The organism is Neobacillus vireti (assembly GCF_001026695.1).
GTDB classification, from domain to species: domain Bacteria; phylum Bacillota; class Bacilli; order Bacillales; family Cytobacillaceae; genus Neobacillus; species Neobacillus vireti.
This window is the reverse complement of record NZ_LDNB01000007.1, coordinates 60,739-87,019: the sequence shown is the minus strand read 5'-3', so window position 1 is coordinate 87,019 and position 26,281 is coordinate 60,739. Positions and strand designations below refer to the sequence as shown.

The 26,281-nt window shown below is 40.0% G+C and carries 19 protein-coding genes, 1 rRNA gene and 2 riboswitches (1 of these 22 cut by a window edge); of the genes, 1 reads left to right on the top strand and 19 read right to left on the bottom strand.

The genetic code is table 11. The annotated features are described in order from the left end of the window. The 12 genes from AA980_RS07700 to AA980_RS07645 all read right to left on the bottom strand — a co-directional run. Positions 1-140: ribosomal RNA gene (locus AA980_RS07700) — 16S ribosomal RNA — on the bottom strand (it extends 1,457 nt beyond the left edge of the window). A 321-nt stretch (positions 141-461) separates the two neighbouring features. Beyond that, positions 462-2,516: a glucose-specific PTS transporter subunit IIBC gene (gene ptsG, locus AA980_RS07695; RefSeq protein ID WP_024029430.1), complete on the bottom strand. Its 2,055-nt coding sequence runs from the start codon at positions 2,514-2,516 to the stop codon at positions 462-464. A gap of 183 nt (positions 2,517-2,699) precedes the next feature. Further along, complete coding sequence (glcT, locus tag AA980_RS07690; protein ID WP_047771439.1) at positions 2,700-3,542, bottom strand: glucose PTS transporter transcription antiterminator GlcT; 843 nt, start codon at positions 3,540-3,542, stop codon at positions 2,700-2,702. A gap of 110 nt (positions 3,543-3,652) precedes the next feature. Further along, positions 3,653-4,780 (bottom strand): ABC transporter permease, encoded by a 1,128-nt coding sequence (locus AA980_RS07685; protein ID WP_047771437.1) that lies wholly within the window; start codon positions 4,778-4,780, stop codon positions 3,653-3,655. Beyond that, entirely contained in the window at positions 4,773-5,960 is a 1,188-nt protein-coding gene (locus tag AA980_RS07680; protein ID WP_024029433.1) for an ABC transporter permease, read from the bottom strand. Before AA980_RS07680 ends, AA980_RS07685 begins: the two co-directional genes overlap by 8 nt. An 11-nt stretch (positions 5,961-5,971) precedes the next feature. Further along, entirely contained in the window at positions 5,972-6,910 is a 939-nt protein-coding gene (locus tag AA980_RS07675; protein ID WP_034724452.1) for a daunorubicin resistance protein DrrA family ABC transporter ATP-binding protein, read from the bottom strand. A 141-nt stretch (positions 6,911-7,051) separates the two neighbouring features. After that, positions 7,052-8,380 carry an NCS2 family permease gene (locus tag AA980_RS07670; RefSeq protein WP_024029435.1) on the bottom strand — a complete coding sequence of 443 codons (1,329 nt, stop codon included), beginning with the start codon at positions 8,378-8,380 and terminating at the stop codon, positions 7,052-7,054. Between the two features lie 262 nt (positions 8,381-8,642). After that, positions 8,643-8,744: riboswitch (purine riboswitch) on the bottom strand. 138 nt (positions 8,745-8,882) lie between these two features. After that, a complete protein-coding gene (guaA, locus tag AA980_RS07665) occupies positions 8,883-10,421 on the bottom strand; it encodes a glutamine-hydrolyzing GMP synthase (protein WP_024029436.1) in 1,539 nt (512 codons plus the stop codon). A 126-nt stretch (positions 10,422-10,547) separates the two neighbouring features. Beyond that, positions 10,548-10,651, bottom strand: a riboswitch (purine riboswitch). A gap of 37 nt (positions 10,652-10,688) precedes the next feature. Beyond that, the gene (locus AA980_RS07660; RefSeq protein ID WP_024029437.1) at positions 10,689-12,893 is read right to left on the bottom strand and encodes a transglutaminase-like domain-containing protein; all 2,205 of its coding nucleotides are present in this window, start codon (positions 12,891-12,893) and stop codon (positions 10,689-10,691) included. After that, on the bottom strand, positions 12,893-14,110 hold the full coding sequence (locus tag AA980_RS07655) for a DUF58 domain-containing protein (RefSeq protein ID WP_024029438.1): 1,218 nt from the start codon (positions 14,108-14,110) through the stop codon (positions 12,893-12,895). Before AA980_RS07655 ends, AA980_RS07660 begins: the two co-directional genes overlap by 1 nt. 1 nt (position 14,111) lies before the next feature. Then, entirely contained in the window at positions 14,112-15,068 is a 957-nt protein-coding gene (locus AA980_RS07650; RefSeq protein ID WP_024029439.1) for an AAA family ATPase, read from the bottom strand. Between the two features lie 704 nt (positions 15,069-15,772). Continuing rightward, positions 15,773-16,933 carry a DUF4317 domain-containing protein gene (locus AA980_RS07645; RefSeq protein WP_024029440.1) on the bottom strand — a complete coding sequence of 387 codons (1,161 nt, stop codon included), beginning with the start codon at positions 16,931-16,933 and terminating at the stop codon, positions 15,773-15,775. A gap of 404 nt (positions 16,934-17,337) precedes the next feature. Between AA980_RS07645 and AA980_RS07640 the strand changes: the two genes are divergently transcribed. Beyond that, entirely contained in the window at positions 17,338-18,168 is an 831-nt protein-coding gene (locus AA980_RS07640; protein WP_055725962.1) for a hypothetical protein, read from the top strand. Positions 18,169-18,306: 138 nt separating this feature from the next. Here the strand turns inward: AA980_RS07640 and AA980_RS07635 are convergent, their stop codons facing one another. From AA980_RS07635 to AA980_RS07605, 7 genes are all read right to left on the bottom strand, one after another. Beyond that, entirely contained in the window at positions 18,307-18,900 is a 594-nt protein-coding gene (locus AA980_RS07635; RefSeq protein ID WP_024029075.1) for an NADPH-dependent FMN reductase, read from the bottom strand. A 298-nt stretch (positions 18,901-19,198) separates the two neighbouring features. After that, positions 19,199-19,651: a hypothetical protein gene (locus AA980_RS07630; protein WP_024029074.1), complete on the bottom strand. Its 453-nt coding sequence runs from the start codon at positions 19,649-19,651 to the stop codon at positions 19,199-19,201. 461 nt (positions 19,652-20,112) lie between these two features. Further along, the gene (locus tag AA980_RS07625) at positions 20,113-20,418 is read right to left on the bottom strand and encodes a KGG domain-containing protein (RefSeq protein WP_024029073.1); all 306 of its coding nucleotides are present in this window, start codon (positions 20,416-20,418) and stop codon (positions 20,113-20,115) included. 180 nt (positions 20,419-20,598) lie between these two features. Next, positions 20,599-21,015: a hypothetical protein gene (locus AA980_RS07620; protein WP_024029072.1), complete on the bottom strand. Its 417-nt coding sequence runs from the start codon at positions 21,013-21,015 to the stop codon at positions 20,599-20,601. A gap of 278 nt (positions 21,016-21,293) precedes the next feature. Further along, positions 21,294-22,553: a glycoside hydrolase family 18 protein gene (locus tag AA980_RS07615; protein ID WP_024029071.1), complete on the bottom strand. Its 1,260-nt coding sequence runs from the start codon at positions 22,551-22,553 to the stop codon at positions 21,294-21,296. Between the two features lie 309 nt (positions 22,554-22,862). Beyond that, positions 22,863-23,534, bottom strand: coding sequence for a ZIP family metal transporter (locus AA980_RS07610; RefSeq protein ID WP_047771483.1), 672 nt, complete (start codon positions 23,532-23,534; stop codon positions 22,863-22,865). Positions 23,535-23,707: 173 nt separating this feature from the next. Then, positions 23,708-25,636: a heavy metal translocating P-type ATPase gene (locus AA980_RS07605; RefSeq protein ID WP_024029069.1), complete on the bottom strand. Its 1,929-nt coding sequence runs from the start codon at positions 25,634-25,636 to the stop codon at positions 23,708-23,710. Between the last annotated feature and the right edge of the window lie 645 nt (positions 25,637-26,281).

Sequence of the window (26,281 nt, the reverse complement as noted above, 5' to 3'; positions counted from 1 at the left end):
TCTTACAGGCAGGTTGCCCACGTGTTACTCACCCGTCCGCCGCTAACCTTTGAGAGCAAGCTCCCAAAGGTTCGCTCGACTTGCATGTATCAGGCACGCCGCCAGCGTTCGTCCTGAGCCAGGATCAAACTCTCCAAGAAAGTTGATTAGCTCATTTGTTACGTTGGCTTAGTTTCTAGTAAGAAACTAAAAATATTGTTTGTTGACGTTTTTGTTTGTTTAGTTTTCAAAGAACAAGTTTTCGTTACTTCGTTTGAAGCAACTTTATTATTCTATCATATCGTTCTCAATCGTGTCAACACTTTTTTATAATGTTTTTCAACATCATCGTGTTGTTAACTCGTGATTAACGACTGCTTTAATATAATACCATCCTGAATATAGAACGTCAACAACAAATTTTAATTTAGTCATCTCTTTTTCAAAATAAGAAAAAAACGGCCACAACGGCCGGCTTTCTCTTATTTTGAAATCTTAATAACGCCTTCTTGTTTAAGATCCACAAGACCTTGTTTTTCAATTACCACTTTTTCGCCTTCTGCTAAGTTAGTGAAAACAATTGGAGTAATTGTAGATGTTGCATTTGCTTTAATATAGTCTAAATCTACATTTAATAATGGCTGACCTTTTTCAACACGATCATTTTCAGAAACCAAAATTTCAAAACATTTTCCTTTTAAGTTAACCGTATCAACCCCAATGTGAATTAATATTTCTCGGCCGCTATCAGAGAGGATACCAATCGCATGTTTCGTCGGGAATAGGTTAACGATTTTTCCATCTACAGGTGACACTACCATTCCTTCTGCCGGTACAATCGCAAAGCCGTCACCCATCATCTTTTCGGCAAACACTTGATCCGGAACTTCTGTAATCGGTTTGATTTCGCCTTTTAACGGTGCGACGAACACATCATCGGTCTTACGTTCTGAATGCAATGCTTCTGGGAGTGCTTCTTCATGTTGTTCTCCCCCTTCTTCCAATGCTTTTTCAATTACATGAGGTCTCTTTCCTACCATTATATTTATCATTTGGCTCTTAATTATTTCAGAACGCGGTCCGAAGATTGCTTGAATATTGTTTCCTACTTCTTGGACACCGGATGCCCCTAACTTCTTCAACTCTTCCTTATCCACATTCTTCACATCATTTACCGAAACACGAAGGCGGGTAATACAAGCATCAAGATGGACAATGTTTTCCTGTCCTCCCATGGCATTAAGGATATTATAGGGTAAGTCCTCAGCCTTTCCTTTATTGCTTACTTTACCCTCTTCTACTGCCTCCCGGCCTGGAGTTATTAAATTAAATTTAATGATGGCGAATCGGAAGACTACATAGTAAATAACGGCGAAACAAAGTCCTAATAAGATCGCAATCCACCATTTCTCTCTTCCAGGTAAAATGCCAAATAAGAAAAAGTCGATGGCACCGCCTGAGAAGGTATAACCTAAATGAACATTTAGGAGCGCCATCAATACAAATGAGAGACCATCCAGAACGGCGTGAAGAACGAAAAGTAATGGCGATACAAACATAAATGAAAATTCAAGCGGCTCTGTGATACCGGTTAGGAATGATGTTAACGCCCCTGAAACTAGCAAACCAGCAATCAACTTTTTCTTTTCTGGCCGCGCTGTGTGATACATAGCTAAGGCGGCTGCTGGTAAACCAAACATCATAATCGGGAACTCTCCCCCCATAAAGCTTCCAGCTGTGATTTTCACTCCATCTTTTAATTGCGCAAAGAAGATTGTCATATCTCCACGTACAATATGACCTGCTGCATCCTTATAAGAACCAAATTCATACCAAAATGGAGCATGGAAAATATGGTGTAAACCGAACGGGATTAGTAATCGTTTAATAAATCCAAAGAAGAATACAGCGATATACGTTCCCTCGCCCATAAGCCAAACGGATGCACTATTCATAGCATGTTGAATCGGCGGCCAAATTATTAATAACAATAAACCAGCAATTAGCGATAAGCCTGCTGTTGCTATCGGAACAAAGCGTTTGCCTGCAAAGAAGCCAAGAAATGAAGGCATTTCAATATCATGGTAACGATGATAGCAAAATGCTGCAATCAGACCGACGATAATACCGCCAAATACACCGGTTTGTAAGGTAGGAATCCCCAAAACATTGGCATAGCTCGGATTCTCAGTAAGCATTTTTGCTGTTACACCTAACCATGAACTCATAACCTGATTTAACACTAAGTAACCAACGATGGCAGCAAGTGCTGCGGCACCATCACTCGCTAAACCAATCGCCACGCCTGCAGCAAAGATGAGTGCCAAATTACCAAAAATAATTCCGCCTGCATCTTCCATGACACTTGCCACTAATTGTATCCAATGGGCATCTAAAAATGGCAAATAGTGCAGCATTGTTCCTTGTTGCAAGGCATTTCCTATACCCAACAATAAACCCGCAGCCGGCAAAAGGGCTACAGGCAGCATTAATGCTTTACCGATCTTTTGTAAGACCCCAAAAACTCTTTTAAACATGTAAATTACCTCCTGAAACGAATACGCCCCTAAAACGTTTACATTTCCCGATAAAATTATAATAAAAAGGGCATGAGCAAAAGGTCCATTGAATGAAGGTATAGGAATAGAGTGCCCCTAATACTTCATTTCAAGTCCTTTATACTCATGCCTGATCGAATCAGTAACACGTAAAAATAATCGCTATTTAAATTTGTTTTGAAGTCTCTGTAAATGCATGGTCAGATACACTGCTTCTGCATCAAAGACCTTCTTTTTTAATGATTGCTGCATCACTTTAATGAGTTTCCACGAGAGATTATAGCACACCGGATATTCCTCTTTCAATAAGGACGCGATTTTCTCCGGTTCTGCTACCATTTCACCCTTTTCGACGCGTTCAATAGCAAAGCGCAGATGGCGAACGAGCCTCATATAATCGATGCTTTCTCTATCGATTTCAAAATTAAACTGCTTCTCTACCATTTCAACTAGTCTGCTGACAAGCTGTGAATGTTGATTTACTACTGATAGATCTTTATTCGTAATCGCACTATGGATGTGCAGAGCTATAAATCCAAGCTCTCCAACCGGCAAGCATATTCCCGTCTTGTCATTAATATACCGAACGACTTCCGCAGCTACTTCATACTCGCGGCGGTATAGAGTTTTTGTCTCAATTAGAAACGGATTCCTCATTTCCATACCTTGCGTGGCCCTTGTCAGAGCAAACATTAAATGATCTGTCAGCACCACATGAATATGTTCATTTAACACAGAATTTGTCCGCTCTTTAATAAGGTCAATGGCAGAAATAATGATTTCTAAATAATCGTTATCGATAAACGGAAGCAGCTTAATGTAATTTTGTTGCACTTTTTCATTTTTCAACACAAACAGCTTTTCTACCGCTTCGGTCTCGATATAGTCCCCGCGTTTTCGATTAAAACCAATACCTTTACCTATTAACACGACTTCTTCATAGGAAGGGTGTCCAGCAATTAACACATTATTATTCAACACTTTAAAAATTAATAAGTTAGCCAAACTGTTTCTCTCCCGTTCCTACTCATACATTCTCCTTTTATGTTATAAGAGGCTTCACGGGAAGTCAACGACCGAATTCGACAGCTTCTTGAAGAAACGCCATGATCACATTATTCAAATTTAATGCCGCGTAAGCCAATGAAAAAGAAGATAGCAGAGAAACCAACCAATGCCAGCGTATCCTTCATAAGGGTGGCAGAATGGAGGCTTCCACTGATGATTTCTTTAAATCCCGACATTGCCCAGCTTTGCGGGACACCAAGGGCAATTTTCTGCATGAGCTCCGGGACAATATCAATCGGCCAATAAACCCCGCCGAGCATACAAGTGCTGACGATTAAAACAGCGCTGATTGCCGAGGCTTGTTGCTTTGTTTTGACGAGGCCGGCAATCATGAGACCGAAGCCAACAACACTTAAAATCACAAGCGAGGCAAACGGAATCAAATAGGTTAAATTTCCCCATGTTGTTGCAAACATCAAGTTCATCGTCGTCATCAGTATCGCGAACTGAGTCCAGCCCATGAAAAAGTACGCTAAGAGGTAACCGAGGATAATTTGCAGTTTGCTTGCAGGCGAAACCATTAGTCTCCCCCAAGTACCGCCCATTCGTTCCTCAAGAATGGTCGAGGCTGCACCTGATAGACCAAACATCATAAACATCATGGCAAAACCAACAAACATTAAATTAGCTTCCACATTGGTTTGCTTATCCTTTTGGATCGTCTGCTTTTCAACCGTCACGCCCTTATTATTCGTGATAGTCTCGAGCACTTTCGGAAAAGCATCAGAATCTAGTTTTGAAGTAGCCTGATAAGAGCGGAGAACAAGTCCTGCCGTACCCTCTAAATGGGCAGACAATGCAAGATAGCTCTCATTTTTCCGTTGCACGATAATGTCCAACAATGGCTTACTCGCTGAAATTCTTTCCCCTATATCATCAGGAATCACCACAGCGGCAGCAACATCCTGTGCAGCGACGTTTTTTTCAGCCTCTTGTCTCGTTGCCTTTTTCCATTCATAATGCTGGTCCTTCGCTAATAGGTTTAGAATTTGCCCGCTGTTCTCAGTATCACTAAGAACAACATTAACAATTGGTTTATTCTGTTCCGAATTCATGGTCATGCCTCCGAAGATTCCACTAAAAAGGACAGGCATGACAAACATTAGCACCAGTACGCCAGGAGATTTAAAAAACGCCATTAAATGAAGTATTAATATCGTCCAAATCTTACGCATATTTACCTCTCCTTTCCATTGAAAGGCGAATTAAGCCAAGCGCGAAAAAGAATAAACCAAAGCCAACTGATGCGGCGATCGCCGGCAGAATCTTAGAAATCACTGCACCAGACATTAAATCTAAATACGTTTGCAATGCAAGTCCATTGGGTAGAAACTTTGTGATGAACACGACCCAATCCGGAAAAACATAGAGCGGAACCATACTTCCACCTAAGGCAGCCATAATTTGCGTAGCAAACATTCCAGCAACACCAAACGATTTTTCTGTCTTCATAAATGAACCTGCCAACACACCGAGTCCGCTCGCATTGATCACAAATGCCAAAGTCATCACGATAATACCTGAAACAGAGGCACCCCAACCCACACCAAAAAGCAGGCTGGTACCGAGAATAATAATAAAGGCTTGTGTCAAACAAATCGTGATTAATCCAAGCATTTTTCCGAGCAGATAATTTGAGTATGTTAAGTTCGTAAGCAGCAAGCGATTAAACACTTCCTGTTCCTTCTCTAGCACCATGGTCGATACACCTTGGACGACCGTCATCAATAAAAACATCACACCCATAGCGGCTGCGTAATATTGAAACGAACTAACCGGTTTCGTTTTCGCATCGATGGTGGTTTCGTTTATCAGCGGCTTCTCACCATAGCCTTCCATGTCAATTCCACCTTGATTTCCCGCCTGAACAGGCTGGGACATTTGTGAAACGACCGCTTCAATCGGAACCGACCAGGAAAACTGTTCGATCACGTTTTGAACGATGGTTGCCTTTATAACGGTGTCAGGCACTGTTATAAGTTGTATCTTCGTTCCTTGTCCTGACATTATTGATTGGGTGAAATCTTTGTCAATCACGATTCCAATTTCAAGCTTGTGGTCTTGGATTTTTTTATATAGTTCTTCTTCCTGATAATACTTCACTGCGATTTGCTTAGAAAGATTCTTCGAAAACACTTCTTCGGTTAATACTTTACTCAGCTGACCTTGGTCTAAATTAACGACACCAAGTGTAAACTTTTTAATAGAAACTACTTCGTCTTCTTTCATCATATTGCCAAATGCTGAGCCTAAGATGGCAATTAACAGCAGCGGCATCATAATCAAGGTCAAGAAAGCCTTTTTATCACGAGCGACAAGGGTCAAATCCTTCACCGCCAGCCACAAAAATCTCATCGCACCCACCCCTAATCCCGTAAATTCCGGCCGGTTAAATGTAAAAAGACACTTTCGAGATTCGGCTCGACGATATTTACAGATGTAATCTTCGTGCCTGTTTTTGCTACCGACTGGATAAAATCAGTTAAAATCAGCTGTGGTTCTTTATGAAAGACCATTACTTGCTGTTCTTGAATTTGAATATCTTTTTCTGAAAAAAGTCCTGTTAGTGACTGAGCAAGTCCTTCCAGATTCGAACTTTCTTTATCAATTGAGAGGATGATTTTTGAATGATCGCCAATGGTTTCCCGAAGTTCACTTAAGGTGCCAGAGGCGATTAACTGACCATGGTCGACAATCCCTATCCGTTCACAAAGGTACTCGACTTCCTCCATATAATGACTGGTATAAATTATCGTCATTCCTTCGCCATTTAAGTGCTTAACGGTCTCTAGGATATGATTTCTAGATTGGGGATCGATACCGACTGTCGGCTCATCCATGATTAATAATTCCGGTTTATGTAAAATGGCCGCACCGATATTGACACGCCGCTTCATCCCCCCGGAAAAGGTAGAGACCTTGTCTTTCGCCCGTTCGGTTAAGCCAATAATCTCGAGGACACGATCGACACTTTTTTCAAGTTCACTCCCGGATAAATCGTACATCCTCCCCCAAAACTTTAAATTCTCCCGCGCTGACATCGACTGATAAAGTGCAATTTCCTGTGGTACGACGCCAATCCATTTCTGTGCCTGCTTTGGGTTCTTAATGACATCGATGTCTTTTATCTTAATTTCACCCGAGTTTGGCGGGAACAACCCGGTTATCATATTAATCGTCGTTGACTTTCCTGCTCCGTTTGGTCCGAGCAGCCCGTATGATTCCCCTTTTTCCACTGAAAAGTTTACGCCCTTTACTGCTTCAAAACTCCCAAAGCTTTTCCGCAAATCCTGAACGGTAAGCATGTTCATCAGCACCCACTCCCTATTTCAATCATAACTCCCACTACCCATCATACCGAAGCAATATGGCGAAATTTGTAAATCGGTGTCAGACTGAAAAAATAAAACAGGGAACTGCAGATAGCCACAGTTCCCTTTCACATACTATTTTAAGAATATAAAATAAAGGACGAAAATAACAAAAAATACATACATAATTGGGTGGATTTCCTTGATCTTCCCTTTCACCAACATTGTAATCGGATAGAAGATAAAACCCATTGCAATCCCTGTCGCAATACTATAAGTAAGTGGCATAGCAACCATTGTTAAGAATGCCGGAACAGCAATTTCAAATCGTTTCCAGTCAATTTTCCCTAAAGAAGAAACCATCAATACCCCTACAATGACCAATGCCGGAGTTGTGACTGGTGCGGTTATGACCGATAATAACGGAAAGAGAAAGAGCGATAATATAAATAAGGCACCGGTTACCAACGAAGCAAATCCAGTCCTTGCACCCGCTGCAACCCCCGCAGTTGACTCAACGAAAGATGTGGTTGTCGAGGTTCCAAGAATCGCCCCAACACTAGTGGCAACAGAATCGGATATGAGCGCCCTTCCAGCACGAGGAAGCTTGTTATCCTTCATAAGGCCAGCCTGACCGGCAACCGCGACCAGCGTCCCGGCATTATCAAAGAAATCAACAAATAAAAACGTTAAGATAATTCCAAGCATCGTTGTTGTATAAAATGAACTCTCGCCAAAAGCAGAAAATGCCGCCCCAAAGGTTGGTGATAAACTAGGAACATGCCCGACTACTTGATGCGGCATTTTTATTTCACCAAAAATTATCCCGATAATGGTCGTCAAAATCATCCCATAAAATACGGCCCCTTTAATTCCCCGTGTCATCATAATGACAGTCACGACAATCCCAAAAATCGCAAGTAGCGGACCACCGGCCGTTAAATCACCTAGTCCAACAAGTGTAGCATCATTATTGACAATGATTTGTGCGCTTTGCAACCCAACAAAGGTAATAAATAAGCCAATTCCAGCTCCAACTGCATACTTTAAATCAATCGGAATTGCATTAATAATTTTTTCCCGAAGCCCTGTTAACGTAAGCAAAAAGAAAAACACACCGGAAATCAACACGGCACCCAGTGCATGCTGCCACGGAATACCACTACCTAAAACAACTGTAAAGGCAAAAAAGGCGTTTAATCCCATCCCCGGTGCCAATGCCAGTGGATACTTGCCGATGAGGCCCATGATAATCGAACCAATCGCCGCGGCTAGGGCGGTTGCGACAAATACGGCACCATAGTCCATTCTTAATGCATCAGGGAAATCCTCAACTGCTGCAAGTGATAGCGTTATTGGATTTACCACTAATATATAAGCCATGGCAAGGAATGTTGTAAATCCGCCGATGATTTCCCTGCGATAATTCGTCCCATATTTCTCAAACTCAAAATATTTCTGCATGTGACTTCCTCCTAATTTGAAAAGCGTAAGCGCCTTGGTCAGCCCCGACAAGCACAAGACGAGCCGGCCGAAAGGTTGTTTTTTAACCTTTTGGACGGATTGACTTGTGACCTCGAGGGGCTAGGCGCTGAAGCTAGACTGTAATCTAATTTCAAACTCGTATTCTATATTTCTTTTTTACGCAAAAAAAACGCTCCGGTTTTTCCTACCGGAGCGTGACTTTAGGCATGTGCAATAAATAGAGGAAAAGACATCTGCCTCTTTATTCAAAACACTGCCTCGTAGTCAAGCCATTTACGGTGGCTCGGTAGAAACTTTTGGGCCATATTCCCAACATTATACGATGCAATTATATGATTACTTTGTTTACGTTTTTTATTTTAGCAGGAAATATCCAGCTTGTAAACAAAAAACGAACGATGCTAAAGAAAAATATAACATCGTTCGTATTTAAGGTTAAAAAATACACCTATACGCCGCTAAACGGGCGCTTTCTCTTTTGTTATTCCCACTCAATCGTTGCTGGCGGCTTTGATGTGATATCATAAACAACGCGATTGACGTGCGCTACCTCATTCACAATCCGAGTCGAGATGACCTCAAGTACATCCCACGGAATCCGCGCCCAATCAGAGGTCATTCCATCAATCGAAGTAACCGCACGGATGCCGATGGTGTAATCATAGGTTCGTGCATCCCCCATGACACCAACACTGCGAATATCCGGGAGCACCGTGAAATATTGCCAGATTTCGCGGTCAAGTCCGGCTTTTTTAATCTCCTCACGGAGGATCCAATCTGATTCGCGGACAATTTCCAACTTATCCTCAGAAATTGCTCCGAGCACGCGGATGCCGAGGCCAGGTCCAGGGAATGGCTGTCTCCACACGATATCATCATGAATTCCAAGCTCCGTACCTAGCGCACGAACCTCATCTTTAAACAAGGTGCTTAGCGGCTCAATTAAGGTAAATTGCATATCTTCCGGGAGCCCGCCGACATTGTGATGCGACTTAATTGTTTGTGCCGTGGCCGTGCCACTTTCAATGATGTCCGTGTAAAGCGTTCCTTGGGCTAAAAACTCTATCCCTTCAAGCTTTGAAGCTTCATCATCAAAAACATAAATAAATTCGTTACCGATAATTTTCCGTTTTTTCTCTGGATCAGAAACACCTTCAAGCTTCGATAAGAATCGGTCCTTCGCATCCACTTTGATCACGTTCATATGGAAGCCTTCCGTGAAAGTCTTCATTACGTCTTCCGCTTCATTTTTCCGAAGCAGCCCATGGTCGACAAAAATACATGTCAGCTGGTCACCAATCGCTTTATGGATGAGTACAGCGACAACAGAGGAGTCGACTCCGCCGCTTAAGGCGCAAAGAACCTTTTTATCGCCAACTGTCTCCCGAATCTTCGCGATTTCCATTTCAATGAAGCTTTCCATGGACCAATCGCCTCTAGCGCCGCAAACATTAAAGACAAAATTCTTCAGCAGCTCATTTCCATAAACCGAATGACGAACTTCCGGGTGGAATTGCACCGCGTAAAGCTTGCGCTCTGCATCGCTCATCGATGAAATTGGACAAGACGGGCTTGTGCCATCAACAGAAAAGCCTTCTGGAGGCTCCACAACCAAGTCTCCATGGCTCATCCATACCGTTTGTTCCGCAGGCAGACCAGTAAAAAGGGCTGATTCCTGATCGACTTCTATCGTTGCTTTTCCATACTCACGCTGTTTTGCTTTTTCAACCTTGCCGTTGAAATGAACAGTCATCAGCTGCATTCCATAGCAGATCCCAAGAATCGGCAGACCCATTTCAAAAATGGCTTCATCACAGCGGAATGAATTTTCATCATAGACACTGTTTGGCCCGCCTGAAAAAATAATCCCCTTCGGATTCATTTTGCGAATTTCTTCCGCTGTAATCGTATGCGGATGCAGCTCACTATAGACACCGAACTCACGAATTCGGCGTGTAATCAGCTGATTATATTGGCTTCCAAAGTCTAAAACAACAATTATATCTTGCTTATCCGTCAAAACAGCCACCTCAATTTTTTATAGTTATTATTAGCTTTTACTAAAATGGAAATAAAAAAACTAGAATTCTCCCCTCCATTAAAATATCAGGAAGGCAGAATTCTAGTTATCTCATAAAAATTGTAGACAGAAAAATTCTGCCTTCATAGTCAGGCCATTACAGTGGCGACCCGGTAGAGACTCTCGAACCTTATTTTCGAGGATATATGAAGGAAACATACTCATTCAATTAATAAGACATATTGTAACAATAGGTTGTTTTTCCGGTCAAGCGATTGTCCTTTTAATTAAATTTTTCCACAATTTATAGTTCTCTTTCCATGTTCCCTTTGGCAGTTGCTGATGATAGATATATTGTTCGTAAAGGTTCGTCAATCGGGTCATCTCCCGGGTTGAATAGAACGAATCGATATAGCTGGCATAGCTCCTCAGCGTCTGGTTGTTCTTCCGCTTGATACCAAAGCGATCGAGTTGGTTTAATAAAACTAAGTAGGCAGCGCCAAAAGACTCATCCTTGTTCTTAAAGCGGTACCGCAGCATTAAAACATATGGAAACCACTTACCGCGAATCCAATAAAAGATCCTAGCCATGCCTGCCAAAAGAATAATCACTAACATGATCAGCTTCCAATTGTTTTTCAAAAATAATTGGAAGTTATTCCATAACTTATTGAAATCAAAGGACTTTTCTTCATTTTTAGGCTTGCTGGTTTCCTCCAAGTCTTTCTGCTGCGGCTTCTTCTGCGGAGCAGGAGGAGGAGTCTGGTCGTTAGATGAAGTCTGCCCCGTTGTATAGTCAATCCTTATCTCATTCGTGAATCCCTTCGTCGGTTCAAACGGGACCCATCCTTGGTTCGGTAAAAATACTTCAACCCAGGAGTGGGCATTGTTATTTGTAATTTGGTAAATACCCTTTGAATCTTCTTCTCCGCTGTATTCCATAAAATCTCCGCCGGTAAACCCCTTGACCCAGCGGGTTGGAATCCCAATTGTTCGGAGCATGACGGCCATCGAAGTGGAAAAATTATCGCAATACCCTTGCTTCGTGTCAAACAAAAACTGATCGACATAGTCATCCTGTTCCCCCGGCAATGCAACCTTCTTTTGATCATAAGTGTATTCTGTATTACCGAAATAACTTTCAACCGCCCGAGCTTTATCAAACCAATTATTTTTTCCGGCGGTAATTTCTTCAGTAAGCTCCTTGATCCTTGGCGGGAGCTGCTCAGGCAACTGGGTATATCTTTGATAAAATTCAGCGTTTATGCTTGAAGGGTCATACGCTGTGGTTTCTCTTAAATCGAGCGCCTTATACTTTGGAACGCCAAATTCTACTTGATAGCTGCTAATACCATTACTAATAGCGGTAATCTTTTCTTTTGTCGAATCGAACTGGAACGTGTAAGGTTGTGGAGCTTGAGGTTCCACTTGCAGGATTTTTTGAATTCCCGCTGGATAAACCAAAAACGTATTGGATAATGAATTGTTGTTAAAAGACACCGTAGCAGATTCATTTATTGTTTTCACTTTATTCGGAATACCATAAACAGGAGTCAAATAACCTTCCATAAAGGTAATCGGTGTTGCCCCCGAAGGAATCCACCCTTTTCCTGTATACTCATCCTTTGTTTCGACCTTCCAATAGTTTTTTCCATTGGCTTTAACCGTGAAAACGGGATTATTATCACCAATAAACGGCCCGCCTAATCGTTCATCATTCGCCCCATAACCAATCCGGCTTATGCCCCCATTGCCGTCTTTGCCGCCATTGTCTTTTGCCGCTGTGAAATACGGAACCGGATCCGGCCATATTGGCGCCGCCTTAGGGGAGGCAATGCCAATGAGAACACTAATAGCAATCATCCCCGCAACAGGAACCATCCATTTCTTTAGAAAGGACGGAGTACTGTTCACCTTTTCCTTCCGGGTAATCCGGTAATAGGTCAGCATTCCCATTACGGCAAACCCGATGACAACCGTCCGGACAATCGCTGCATTGGCGCTATAGAGAGTAAACGTATCGAGAATAGTAATATAAACTAAGGTCATAAAGAAAAAGATAAAAATTCTTTGCCGATTTATCAGCCAATAATGAATTAAGTACACCATTAACCACAGCAGGATAAAAAACAAAAGCGTACGAAATTCATTGGATAAATCGTTCCACTGCCTTGCAAACAGCAAACTGATATTATTCACCAAATCTCTCACAAATGACATCAGCCAGCTAAACTTGAAGAACCCCTCATCATAATAGAAGCGATTAATAGAAAACAAGATAAATAACACTTTGACGATCCCCTGCCAAACCCACTTCATCTGAAGAAAGGATAAAGCAAAGGAGATAAGCAGGAACACAATGAAGGTTTCAATATTACCCGTTGCTGTTAATTGTTCAACAGGCCTAAGCCATTCCCACAAAAGCAGGAAACCAAACGTGTATAATAGCAGTGCTGGAAAATCCCTTTTCATCACCGTATACTCACCCCCGAAAAGGCTGCAGCGAATTCGCCTTCATGGACCATAATCACGCGGACTCCACGTGCATTTGCAATCGCTATGAGCGATCGTTCGCTTTCCATTGGCGCTTCTTTTTGACCTTTTATCAGAAAAAGCGTAATCGACCCTTTTCTTTGGCCAAGAAAACTTGCTTTTTCGACCAGCTGTTTCGTTAATTGGGCCGTAACGAGCATAAACGAAACCGATTGCTGGATAAACAGTCCGTCAGTCTCCAATACTTTTTCCAAAGGGGTTGCACATTTTGCCTCAATTTTGGCAAGGTGGTAAAACAGCCCCTGAAGATGCCGCTCCCCGCCTCTAATCGGAAACGAGGCTCTTTCCTTACTGATTGTTAATAGCCCCGTTTGCGCGCCCTTTTTCAAAATCGCCCGCAGTAGTGATGCCGTAAAGGACACAACCGGCTCAAACCGCTTATCAGGCACACAGTCCATAACAACAAAGACATCATGCGATTGCCGCTGCTCGAATTCCTTCGTCATAATCTCGTTCCGCTTAGCCGAAGATTTCCAGTTAATCCAGGAAAAACGGTCGCCCGGCTGATAATCTCTTACCCCTACCGCCATGGTTGTGTCTCGCTGCACCCGCTCACGTGAAGCAGTCAGTCCTTGGTCATACTGGTTTTCAAAGGGACGGTAGATAAATTCTGAATAGGCTGGATAGACAATGACTTTATCATCTACAGTAACTTTCTTTTCTTTCTCAAATAAACCTAGCGGATCGCCAATACGCAGTGTGAACGAACGAAAAAAGTGCTCGCCGCGCGGAAGCTCATCAATGATATATTCATAGGAAAATTCCTTTTTCAGTCCAGGAAGCAGCAGCGCCTTCGCTTTCTGTTGCCCAGGAGAATATTTCAATGTTTCATCTAACACGTCTTCAATTAGTAAATAAAATAACGGAAACTTTCTTGACCTTTTTATCGTTACCATTACTTTTAATGGCTCGCCGGCATTGTAATCTGTTTTCGGCAAAACCCTTGTTACTTCAAGATCTTTCAAGGAATAGAAGGATAGCGCAACACAATAAATAGCAAAGGGCAGGAAGCTATAGAATAAAAACCAGCTGACAAATCCCCCCTGGAACATCGCATAGGAAAAGGTTAAAAGAATCAAAATAAGCAACAGGATAAACTTCCATACTTTTTTGAATGGAATCCATAGTTTTTTCATGTTACTTCACGAACCTTCGCACCGGTACTGGTACCCTGGCAACGACCCGGTTTACCACTTCTTCAGCAGAAATGCCCTCGAATTTTGCTTCTGATTTTAGGATAATCCGATGGGATAAGACAAATGGTGCTAAATATTGAATATCGTCCGGCAGCACATAATCACGGCCGTACATATAACTATAGGCTTGGGCTGCTTTCATGAGGGCAATCGAACCCCTCGGACTTGCACCAAGATATACGCTGCCATGAGTCCTTGTCCGATTAACAATGTCAACAATATAACGTTTTATCGTCTGGTCGACAAATACGTCTTTGATTTCCTTTTGCAAAGCAAGCAGACCCTCTAGGTCAACAACAGGATGAAGGTCCTCGATTGGCGGCACCTTTTGGGCACGGTTAAGAACTTCAATTTCCTCATCCAAATCTGGATAGCCCATTTTCATTTTTAATAAAAAGCGATCGAGCTGTGCTTCCGGAAGTGGATATGTACCTTCATACTCAATCGGGTTTTGTGTCGCCATAACGAAGAAGGGCTTGTTCAACTTATGGGTCACACCATCAATCGTGATGCTCGCTTCTTCCATCCCTTCAAGGAGCGCCGACTGAGTCTTCGGAGAGGTCCGGTTAATTTCATCAGCAAGGATAATATTCCCCATTAACGGGCCTGGACGGAATTGAAATTCCATCTCTCTCGGATTGTAAATCGAAACTCCGGTTACATCGGATGGCAGCAGGTCCGGGGTGAACTGAATTCTGCTGAAGCCCGCATTGACCGACTTTGCTAAGGCGCGAACCATCATCGTTTTCCCGACACCTGGGACGTCTTCCAAGAGCACGTGACCCCCTGCCAGCAAGGCAACAAGACTAAGTTCGGCGACATTTCTTTTGCCAATCATCACCTTTTCAATGTTTGCTAATATCTTTTCAATCGTGGGATTCATTTGTTCATAGGACATGGTGATTCCTCCTTGAGCGGTTTATACCGTTTTATGGCATTCTATCTATGTATTCTATCTTTAACTGGAAAATTCCTGTATAAGAAGTCACATAATATTCGAAATCTCCGTAAAGATTAGACGGATGAGGGATGAAGAATGTTTCAAAAAGATAATAAGAACCAAAATCGAACCGCAGGGACAGTTCTTTATGGTTCCAATGAGGAATTATGTGGTTATAATACTATTTATCTAAAATATTGAAAGGGGTTTTCCCTCTAAAGGAGTCGTAATCGGTTTAAAAGTTTATTTTTTATCCAATAAAAAAAAGCCCTCAAGTAGGGCAGCTGAATCTTCAACATTTACAACCGTTAGTGAATTTCCGTAAAAGATTCAGCACTTTCATCCTTTTGTTCGAGTTCATTTATTTTTTGACGTGTATATCGGTTGGAATATAACAATAATAAAAGAAATAAAACCAAACAACCACTAATAATCAACAAGAAATATTGGAACCAAGCACCGAAATCTAAAAACTCCAATTAAATTCCCTCTTTTCATATTAATTTTCCCTTGACTAAAGGCACTTATTATCTAAAATTTATATACCCCAAAACCAGTATATGAATCATATAAATTACAGATAAATTCAAACCTTTGATATCTAAAATAGTCGGCAAAATTAAATTGGTTGTTCTAGAACTTACATCATTCGATCAACCCCACTAGAGTTCCCCTGATTCTAGTCGAAATCCTTCCACGACCACATCTTCATCGACCTCTAGCAATAGGCAACGTTTTCCTTGATACGTTATATATTTTACATATTTCAGGTCTTTCGGGTTGATGGTAACATTGGCCACCTTTGTCTCTATTTTGATCGTTTTAGGAACTAAATTGCTGGCTTTGAATTCATGTTTTTCGTCATCTATGATTTTTTTTATGGCGTGTTCGACTTTAGCCGTCTCTATATTTTCCACGCCGCTTACAGTTAAGATGCGTTCAATATCCTGAGAGTCCAATGTAGGTGATTCACTTTCTTCATTTTCCTTACTCTCCAGTACCAACTTATCGATTTCCTCATAGACGTTCGAAATGACTTGGGAATCGACTTCGTCTCCAATCACCTCTTTAAGGATGAAATCAAAGCAGTCCTTATCTTCCTGGGAGGTAATAATCTCTTCACAATTGAGAACCTCTTCAATAAATCCGAAGTCAGGTTGGTTTACTTTCCCTGCACAATAGAGGATATGGTTCACATCTGCAGCATTGTCATTAAATGCTGGAAAAAGAAACCCAGACAAAGGAGAATCTAAATTAATAATCGGATCAAAGACATTATACGATTTGAATTCTTTCTCAATATAATCAAACATCAAGGCTTTTTTCGGCTGATCAGTTTTGTTCAGGCTGCAAAGGATAAACTCGTTGGAATAGACCTCGTCATCGCCGCCTTCTTCGGATTCTGAATTCCGTTTCCGTGTTTGCTTTCGATACTCTCCCCGGATAAATGTCACCACCGTATCAAATTCATACACAGTGTGCGCAAACATTTTCCCGACGATTTCGAGCATCCATTCTTTCCAATCATCCGTGGTATCTGCCCTTAATCCTTCAAAGAGAATGGTTTGTGAACTGTCTTCCACATCCCGCCTGAATCTCAGCTCAAACACCTTGGCATCAAGATGGCCTGTCAAAACCTTTTTAAAGTTTGTCAAAAACAATTCTTGCGCTTCCTGCTCTAACATTTGAAATGGCTGACTGACATGATGGTAAACCTCACCTGATTCTTTCTGAACATAAACATTGAAAATTTCACGAATGTTCATCAGATGATTATCTAATTTAAATTGCTTGCGGATATTAGCGATGTCTTTTTTATTCACATATCTCAACTCCCATTTCCTTATTATACTAAAGGAAGGCATAATTACTCTATTGATTTATTACTGCCTAATTGTTCACTGAAATTACATAAATTATCCATTTATACGTTTATTATCACGATATAATAATGAATAGTCCCACCGAAGTTCTCCATTACACCTCTCTTTTCTTTTCAAAAGGCTGTGTTAAAAGAGAATGTTGATTTCCGTTCCAGGCGCGAGCGGTTCGCGGGGCGGGCGGCGAGCCTCCTCGGCGAATTGCGCGCCTGCGGGGTCTCACCTGTCCCGCTGCTCCCGCAGGAGTCTCGCGCCTTCCACTCCAATCAACATTGTGTCCAAAATCAACAATGTTCTTTAACACTGCCTTTCAAAAAAATCACTATGAAAGCAGGTTGATTCAATTTATGAAGAAGATTGGCAATATTTGTGATGAGAATAAACTGCAAGTAACCGTAAAAATGAAGCATTTTGAAAATCCAAAAGAGCGTGAAGAAATGATGCAAAATTTGAAGATAGGTGCTGAGTTTGATATGAGGTACCGAGGACACTATTTATTTTATGGGAAGGATTTCATCAGCTATAAACTCGAACGCCCCTACGACAAAGACCGCAATGAATTTCTTCGTATCATATCAAACTTCATGAGCAATGTTTTGGAAGATGATTGCCCATCCTCATGGAAAAAGTGCAAGCGGCCGTTTTGGGAAGAACTAATTTTCACCCACTTACCGCATGTTACCAGAATTACCCCCGACCAAAAACAAGTTGAAACCTTCCTGTCACAATTAAAAATGTTTGTCCAGTGGCTTGATAAGCGGGTTGGCACAAATTGGTTTCCAGTCGTTGATAAGTATTCAAAAGAAGCTGCTTCTGACCTGAAAATTTGTGAACAAGTACTGAACGCTCTTTTTTTGAGGGACTTCCCTCAAATCCATCAGAAAGGCTTTAGTCCCAAACAAGATGTCGAAAAAATCGAACAAAGTTTTAAGCAATGTACGAAAAGCTTGGATAGTCTATTCGAAGTTACCAGTATCATAGACCAGATTACTGTATTAACAGAATTTAATAGCAATAAAACCTTTTATGTAAAAGGCTTACCAACTCAATTAATCATTCCTGGACTTATTATGAATGGTGCTTTAGGCCGAAAGGGCGGCACCCTGCTTTGGGAGTGGTTTCAATCAGAGGGGGTCTATCCGCAAAAAGGGAGAAAATATCTTAAACTTAAAAGTTAAATTTTATACTTGCGTTCATATGACTTCTGAGCGTATCCTTCAATTTGCTTGATACCGATTCGCTCAACTTTCATACTATTTCTTATGGGACAACGTGTGCATATTCTAAATGCACATGTTGTCATTTGATTCTTCCCATTATCTGATAGTGAATAATGCCTTTGACCAAGGAATTAATTGATCTATCATTTGATTTACTGAATCTTCTTGAACGGCTTTTGGTTTGAAATCTGTGCCGTTTTCAAAGTCTGTAAATAATGATAATGCAGGGTGAACACGAACATCTGCTACTAACAATTCACCTAAAATGCCGCGTAAATGTTCTGCTGCACGAGCTCCGCCTACTGAACCGTAAGAGACGATACCTGCAGCTTTGTTGTTCCACTCATCACGAAGATAATCTAAAGCATTTTTAAGTGCCCCTGTGATGGAGTGGTTGTATTCTTGCACGATGAAAATGAAACCGTCTTGTGCTGCAACAATTTCAGACCATGCAGCTGCACCTGAGGCATCCCCACCCGCTTCACCTAGTAATGGTAATTTGTAATCGGCAATATCGATAATCGTGTAGTTTGCATCCCCACGTTTATCAGCTATTTCTTTTACCCATGCTCCTACTTGTGGACTTACGCGCCCTTCACGTGTTGAACCTAAAATAATTCCAATGTTTAATTGTGTCATTTTGTCATCCTCCTCTAGTTTTGATCCAAACAATTTATTTAAAAATCCCATTTAGTTCACCTCCCTAAAGTCTCAAATTAAATAATCTCGAAACCGAGATAATTATAATACTTACTCATTTTTTTGTCAAACTTTTTAAATTCCACCCGATTTATGTGATATGGCAGGGGTTGTATTTATGAAAAAAAAAGCAACGAGGTCATATAAGAACCCCGCTGCCATTTTTTCTTTGTGTAAAATTCATACAAATATTCAATTTATATACTACCGGGATAGACTAGTGGGATTGACCCCATAGCCTCTGTCGACAGCCTGAGGCGACCTAAGTGGTTGTCTTTTGTTATTCTCATTAAGCAATTTGTTCGGTTTGCTGCGATACAAGCTTGTTATAAAGCTTTAAATCTTTTGCATATAACTTCAAATAAGTTGCCATTCCTTGATTCTTCAGTTTTTCAAAGCTTGCCCAGTCAACAAGACCATATTCCCTATTCAACTTTTCAGCATTCACCCAAGCCGTTTCTTCAAAAACAATATTCATCTCATGCTCTTCGATTAGCATAGCAAGAAGATTGGGATTACTGTATCGTTCGTATTTTGTAGAGTTTTTTTTCATTTCGTAATATTCAAGTGTTTTTGTCAATGAATCCAATAAAGCTTCACGGTCTAACGCATGCCCTAACTCATGAAGTGTAAAAGCATGAATATACGATTCGAGTGAGACTGGATCCTGCATTTCCTTTATTGCTTCTTCTATCCGTATATCATCATAACCTATATAGTTAAGGATAAAATTATAGCTCATATTTACCCCAGTAATCTGCTGCTTCAGCTCAATATCGATTCCAACAGTTCTTATAGTGGACTGTATTATTTCCTCAATCCGCTTTTTTTCAATTTTTAACGTACAAATTTCCTCCTTGTTTTCCCTTTATATTTATCTTATGTGGCAATGATATTTTATATTCAAAATAATACCAGCTGGATTTTTCTCCAACCATATGAATATATAACATGTTAAATTTTGTTGCAATAGGTAATTCTATGTATTTTCCTTTATTATCTAAAAAAGCGTTCTCTCATTTAAAAAGAGAACGCCTTCTATGTAAGTAGTATATCGATTTTTTCTAGAACCAATAAGAAAAAAAGAAGCTGGCGAAAAACGATATGTTTTCGCCAGCTTCTTTTTATTTTAAGGACTATTTAGAAAGCCCTGCTCTTTTGGTTACTCTTTCGAATTATTATCGATGAGTGTTTCTTACCTATTTAATCGTTGTCACGTTGTCTAGCACGTGCTTCTCCGCCTTTACGGCCAGCTTCTGCTTTGCTCATTTTTCCATTATGGTCATTATCATTTTCGCGTTGGTTTGCACGCGCTTCGCCACCCTTTTGTCCAATTTCCTCATAAAATTCTCTGTCATGATTTTTAGAAGTTGCTTCGCCGCCTTTGCGGCCGATCTCCTCATAGAACTCTTTATCATGGTTTCTAGCCGTAGCTTCGCCGCCTTTGCGGCCCGCTTCTTCGACCGTCATCTTTCCATCATCGTTGTAATTTCGTTTTTTGTCAGCCATTAAGAATCCCTCCATAATTTTACTTGAATTCTCTTACACTCTTTATATTCCCGCCATCAATTAAATTAAACCTTTTTCCATTACTCTTAAAATTTCTCTAAATTGATAGATTACGGACCCAAGACAAAAAAAGAGGCTTCCTGTAAGTTTGCTCAACTCTGGGAACCTCATATTTTTATATTATTTTTCCTTTGAGATGGAATTATAATTTTTTAATTTTGAAAGCCGTTTTTTCTTTTTTATATACTTTTCGTTAAGCACAAGAACTTTCCTGTTCTCTGCAGCAATGTATTTCCGATAAACTGATTTATATTTTTCAAATGCAAGATGCCCTAAAAAATAAATTGGTAAGATCATGAACATGTGGACGACTAATTGCAGGATTAAATTAAATTCATTCCCGACAACATAAACAGTCATTACAGCATGTCCCGCTAAAGAAACCATTAAGGTTATTAGCACATTACATATATGAAAAGGAGCAACAGCTCTTTTTTCACGAAACAGCCGCTCTAGTTCATTCTTGAAAACAAGTGTCACAAATACTGATATCACAATGACAATAAGGGAAATTAAATATGTAAGAACAGTGTACATTTTTACACCTCCGAACAACATTTATATACCCATTATATCCAATTATAGGGGATGGGTAAATTTTCCCTCCCTAACCTATATCCTCTCATTGAAACACAAGAAATGGAAAAAGGAGCTCCGCAAAGCTTGCTCAGCATATGAGAAGCCTTCATAGACAACTGATATATTTATTTTTACATAAATGTTTATATCTATCTTTGTAGATATCTTTTAGACCATTACTTGCAAGATTAAAAGCCTTGGTTGAGATGAACCAAAGCTTTCCTAATTCAATATTTTTACACCTTAATTATTGTAAAAAACTTCGTTAACAGCCAAGGTCCTGGTGTGAATCCCAGTGTTAATTGCCAGGCCCCTAAGCCTTGTAATCCATATTCACGAATTAGTAACATTTTTGCACCCATGCTTCTTACATCTTCAAACCAAACTTCATGTGTTAATCCCTTTTGATCTGTATAGTGAAAAAAAGGCGACTCAAATTCAGTTGAATACTGTATTGGTGATTGGTACTTCATAGCTGTTTCAACAGCATTCTGATTTGAAATCGCTGGGGCAACTCTCCCTGGACTGTATGGAACGATCCAATCATATCCATATAAAGGCATACCTATAATAATTTTTCGACGAGGAACATATCTTATAGCAAATTCAACGGTTCTTCTTACCTCAGTAATGGGAGCTGCAGGTCCTGGTTCACTTCCTGCATGGTGCCAGTCATAAGCCATGATAAACATAAAGTCCACAACTGACCCTATTCCTCCGTAATCATACCCCCTAAGCCAAGGTATTTCTTCACTTGTTTTTGCAGGAAGCGCAATTGTTAGCGTGCGTCTTAATGGCTGCAAACGATCTCGTAATTCACGTAAGAAGCCTGTGAAAAGATCCCTATCTTCAGCCCTAACACGCTCAAAGTCAATATTTACTCCTCCATACCCCCTATTGTTCACTAAATAAGTAATATTATTTACAAGGTTCGATCTTGCAGAAGGATTGTTTAATACTTGATGAACTAGTTCGGGACTAAAACCTTCAGGTGTTAAGTTTGTGACAGTCACAAGAGGTCTAACCCGATGATTCCAAGTTGTTTGAATAGCAGTCAAATCATTTAAGGTGTTTGCGATATCTCCATTATTAACAAAATGATATTCAAAAATGGATATGGACGTACAATAAGGGGCAAAATCACTGATTAAATCCCGGTCCAGTTCCGGACTTCGAACAACATAGAAGCTCAGTACTGATGCATGAAAAATTATATGAGGGATCGTGAGCCTCATTCCTGGTTGTAGTGCAGCAGGATTAACAGCAGGGTTGGCATCTGTTAGTTGTTTTATAGATAAGAAAGATTTTCTAGCAATCCCTGTAAATGTATCCCTGGGTTGAACAATATACGTATATAACGGAATGAGCAAGGCCTGACCCGGAACAATATTGGACTTTTCTAAACCATTCACACGGCGAATCTCATCAATAGAAATTCCATACCTGCTGCCGATCATAAATAAGGAATCCCCAGCTTGAACCTCATGAAAAAACATATTTGTCCCTCCACTAAAGGGCCCCAAATTTAAATACCCTTCACTCAGGTTTAATGGCCAAATTTTGATTTTATAAAATTATGCTTATTATATGAACAATTCTTATTTGTAGAACATAATTAAAGCTGGAATTGAAAAATTAACATGATTACTGCCAATGCAATGTACCATACTTGACATTGTTTTTACATTCACTAAATCAGTCCAAAGGTTCTGATTTAAACATATTATTTTATTAGCTGGTTTGTAAGTTTCAATAAAATAGTTTTTAGCTAAATTATATAGAACGTACTGAATCAAATACTTATATTACCTTAATACATCCGTAATAAATATCATCGTTAACAAACCAATAACAAAGGAAAAGGTTGCTGATCTTTCATTACCATCACCGTGACTTTCTGGAATCAATTCTTTGTAGACAACAAACATCATAGAACCGGCGGCAAATGCTAATCCATAAGGAATAATATCTAAATGTTGGTCGCTTATTTGCAGACCAATAAATGAGGAAACCAATTCTATTCCCGCAGTAAAAGCAGTATATAAGAGTGCTTGTACCTTTGGGATTTGATTCGTAATTAAAAATAGGCAAACTAAGAATCCTTCGGGTATGTTTTGAAGACCAATGGAAAAAGAAACGAGGGAGCCTAAATCGTCTAGTTGACTAGCATAGCTGATTCCTACTGACATGCCTTCAGGTATATTATGTATCGCCATTGCAGCGATTAAGAGAAGAGGATTGGTTTTCTGGTTAGCGTGGACCGAGTGATCCATCTCTAAATGTGGTAAACTAATCTCTAATAATGTAAGTGTCGTAGTTCCTAATAAAATTCCAATCACCAAAACAAACATATTAGATAACTTTAACGTTGAAGGGATTAAAGCATAGGTAGAAGCTGCTACCATGATTCCAGCACTATAGGCTAATAAATTATCCTTAATACGATGTGTTACATTGCTTAATAATAAAGCGGGCATCGCACCTAAGATTGTCCCTAACGCACTAATGAGTATTCCTAAATTAACTGCCACGAGTATCCACCTTTAATTAGCTTTTTAGCATTATATGTATGGGGATTGTATTGCAGAATAAAGAACAACGGAAATCCCTATTTTTCAATAAGGATTTCCTCCATGGTACAGTTACAGGTCTAATTTTTTAAGAGTCTTAAGCCATTCAATATAACTAAAATGGTACTTCCCTCATGTCCAATCACACCTAGCGGCAAATCCAAAACTTGAAGGAAATTTGAGGATATTAAGACCATGATAACTAAAATAGAAAAACAGATATTTTGTTTAATGATTCTGTTCATTTTCTTTGAAAGTTGAATCGCTTGCGGAATCTTTAAAAGCTCATTCTTCATTAGAACCACATCCGCAGTTTCTAATGCTACATCCGTCCCTTCTCCCATTGCTATCCCTACACTTGCAGTCGCTAGAGCAGGCGCATCATTCACACCATCTCCAACCATTGCTACAACCTTATATTTCTTTTTCAATTCCTTTACCTTCTCAACCTTGTTTTCCGGCAGACAATCTGAAATATAGTCGCTTAACTTAATATCTTTTGCGATTGCTCTAGCTGTTTTTTCGTTATCTCCAGTAATCATAACCGTTGCAAGATCAAGAGAATTTAAATCTTGTAACGCTTTCTTAGCGTCAGAACGAAGAATATCTTTTAATGCCACTAAAGCAATTACCTTTTCATTTTTTTGAATATAGACCATCGTTTTCCCTTTTTCAGTCATGTCAACAAGAGGCGCACCAAATATTTCGGAATTCTTCTCTAAATTTACAAAATCAGCTTTACCAATTTTCCATATATCTCCTTGTATTATAGCTTCAATACCGAAGCCTAAAACATCTGTTATTCCTTCTATTTCAACCAAGTCCACATTACTTTTTACAACATGACGAACGATTGCTTTGGCAAGCGGGTGGTTTGAATGGCATTCAATGGAAGCTGCCATTTGTTTGATTTCTCTTTCAATTTCCTCCTCAACGACAATAAAATCTGTTACTTCAGGAGTTCCTCTTGTAATAGTCCCTGTTTTATCAAAGGCAATAGCTTTTAATGACCCCAAATTTTCCAGGTGGACTCCACCCTTAAATAATATCCCATTCCTGGCACCATTTGATATCGCAGAAAGGGTTGCTGGCATAATCGATGCTACCAATGCACATGGTGAGGCTACAACCAAAAGGACCATCGCCCGGTAAAAAGTTTCCTGCCATGACCAGCTGAATAAAAAGTGAGGTAAAATCATCATTAGCGCGACTACCGATAACACCACTTTTACATAAGTGCCTTCAAACCTTTCAATAAATAACTGTGATGGCGACTTCTCACTTTGAGCCGTTTGTACAAGATTAATAATTTTTTGAAAAATGGTGTCAACACTCAGCTTCGTTACTTGAATGGACATAGAACCAGTTATATTCACTGTACCAGTAAAAACTTCATCGCCGATATTTTTTTGGATGGGCATGGACTCTCCCGTAATTGCAGATTCATCAATGGCACTTCCTCCCTTAACCACCACTCCGTCGGCAGGAACTCGTTCACCCGGTTTTACAAAGATCACATTTCCAATTTCCAGTTCAGAAACATCCACTTTTCTTTGCTCTCCATTTGATACAAGCAAGGCTTCTTCTGGCTGCAATTCCATAAGAGAGGATATTTCTTTGTTACTTCTATTCATCGTATAAGTCTCCAACGCTCCACTAAGCGCAAAAATAAATATTAGGATTGCTCCTTCCGTCCAATATCCTATGATGGCTGATCCTACAGCGGCGATGAACATGAGCAATTCAACATTTAATTCTTTCTCCTTAATGGTCGCCTCCAAGCCTTCCTTTGCTTTTGCAAATCCTCCGATACAAAACGCCAAGATATATAGGATGATGGATGCAGTATTTATTTCTGCCATGTTCAACAGCCAGCCGCCAAAAATCAGGAGACCGCTTAGGATTGCAGCCATTAATTCTCCATGTTCTTTCATCTTACCTTTCATCCGGCTTTCCTTCGCTTTAGTCTGCACCGCTTGATTAGTGGCAATTTTTGCTTCTGAACTCATGTTTCTCACTCCTAATTGATAATAATATTCAAAATCACTGCCCTTAAAAATGCACGAAAGCTGCCATCCGTATGGCAGCTTTCAAAATATTAATAGTTTTTTAGTTTCCTAACCACCGGAATTGTTTTCAACAGCTAGCTCGGATGCATTTTCTCTTGTCCTTTTCCCTTACTCTTCATATTTATTTAAATTTCCCTTATGAACAAATGTTGCCCAAGGGAAAGTTTAAGGGTAAAAAAATTTACCTATATCTGATTATGATCCCTCTCTTCCTGCTAATTTTATTGGTGGTGATTTGATTTAGATTTGTTAACGATTAAACGATAATCTTCTTCCTTAATTGCACCTAACAGTTTACAAAGATAGGCACTAACTAAAATTTTCTTTTTAATTCGTTTAGATTGATACATTTAAATCAACTCGCTTTATTTGTATTTTATTAATCTTTTTTAAAATGTTTCCTTAGACCAATAAAAATTTATACTATAAAATTTATTTCCTGGAACCAACTTTTTTTACATCATTGTATTAATTACCAACAATTGTAAAGGAAATATATTTTTCATTCCCCCTTTTACTAAAGATTAAAATCCCATTGGTTATTTTCCGTAAATTCAGTATTCTGGATAATAACATTTTACCTCG

What these genes read in the sequence shown, in the direction of transcription:
- AA980_RS07655 (WP_024029438.1), bottom strand. Translation starts at nt 14,110, where the DNA reads ATGAAAAAACTATGGATTCCATTCAAAAAAGTATGGAAGTTTATCCTG.
- AA980_RS07640 (WP_055725962.1), top strand. Translation starts at nt 17,338, where the DNA reads ATGAAGAAGATTGGCAATATTTGTGATGAGAATAAACTGCAAGTAACC.
- AA980_RS07660 (WP_024029437.1), bottom strand. Translation starts at nt 12,893, where the DNA reads ATGAAAAGGGATTTTCCAGCACTGCTATTATACACGTTTGGTTTCCTG.
- AA980_RS07650 (WP_024029439.1), bottom strand. Translation starts at nt 15,068, where the DNA reads ATGTCCTATGAACAAATGAATCCCACGATTGAAAAGATATTAGCAAAC.
- AA980_RS07605 (WP_024029069.1), bottom strand. Translation starts at nt 25,636, where the DNA reads ATGAGTTCAGAAGCAAAAATTGCCACTAATCAAGCGGTGCAGACTAAA.
- AA980_RS07620 (WP_024029072.1), bottom strand. Translation starts at nt 21,015, where the DNA reads ATGTACACTGTTCTTACATATTTAATTTCCCTTATTGTCATTGTGATA.
- AA980_RS07610 (WP_047771483.1), bottom strand. Translation starts at nt 23,534, where the DNA reads ATGCCCGCTTTATTATTAAGCAATGTAACACATCGTATTAAGGATAAT.
- AA980_RS07685 (WP_047771437.1), bottom strand. Translation starts at nt 4,780, where the DNA reads ATGCGTAAGATTTGGACGATATTAATACTTCATTTAATGGCGTTTTTT.
- AA980_RS07680 (WP_024029433.1), bottom strand. Translation starts at nt 5,960, where the DNA reads ATGAGATTTTTGTGGCTGGCGGTGAAGGATTTGACCCTTGTCGCTCGT.
- AA980_RS07670 (WP_024029435.1), bottom strand. Translation starts at nt 8,380, where the DNA reads ATGCAGAAATATTTTGAGTTTGAGAAATATGGGACGAATTATCGCAGG.
- AA980_RS07630 (WP_024029074.1), bottom strand. Translation starts at nt 19,651, where the DNA reads ATGAGCTATAATTTTATCCTTAACTATATAGGTTATGATGATATACGG.
- AA980_RS07615 (WP_024029071.1), bottom strand. Translation starts at nt 22,553, where the DNA reads ATGTTTTTTCATGAGGTTCAAGCTGGGGATTCCTTATTTATGATCGGC.
- AA980_RS07625 (WP_024029073.1), bottom strand. Translation starts at nt 20,418, where the DNA reads ATGGCTGACAAAAAACGAAATTACAACGATGATGGAAAGATGACGGTC.
- AA980_RS07635 (WP_024029075.1), bottom strand. Translation starts at nt 18,900, where the DNA reads ATGGGATTTTTAAATAAATTGTTTGGATCAAAACTAGAGGAGGATGAC.
- AA980_RS07675 (WP_034724452.1), bottom strand. Translation starts at nt 6,910, where the DNA reads ATGCTTACCGTTCAGGATTTGCGGAAAAGCTTTGGGAGTTTTGAAGCA.
- ptsG (WP_024029430.1), bottom strand. Translation starts at nt 2,516, where the DNA reads ATGTTTAAAAGAGTTTTTGGGGTCTTACAAAAGATCGGTAAAGCATTA.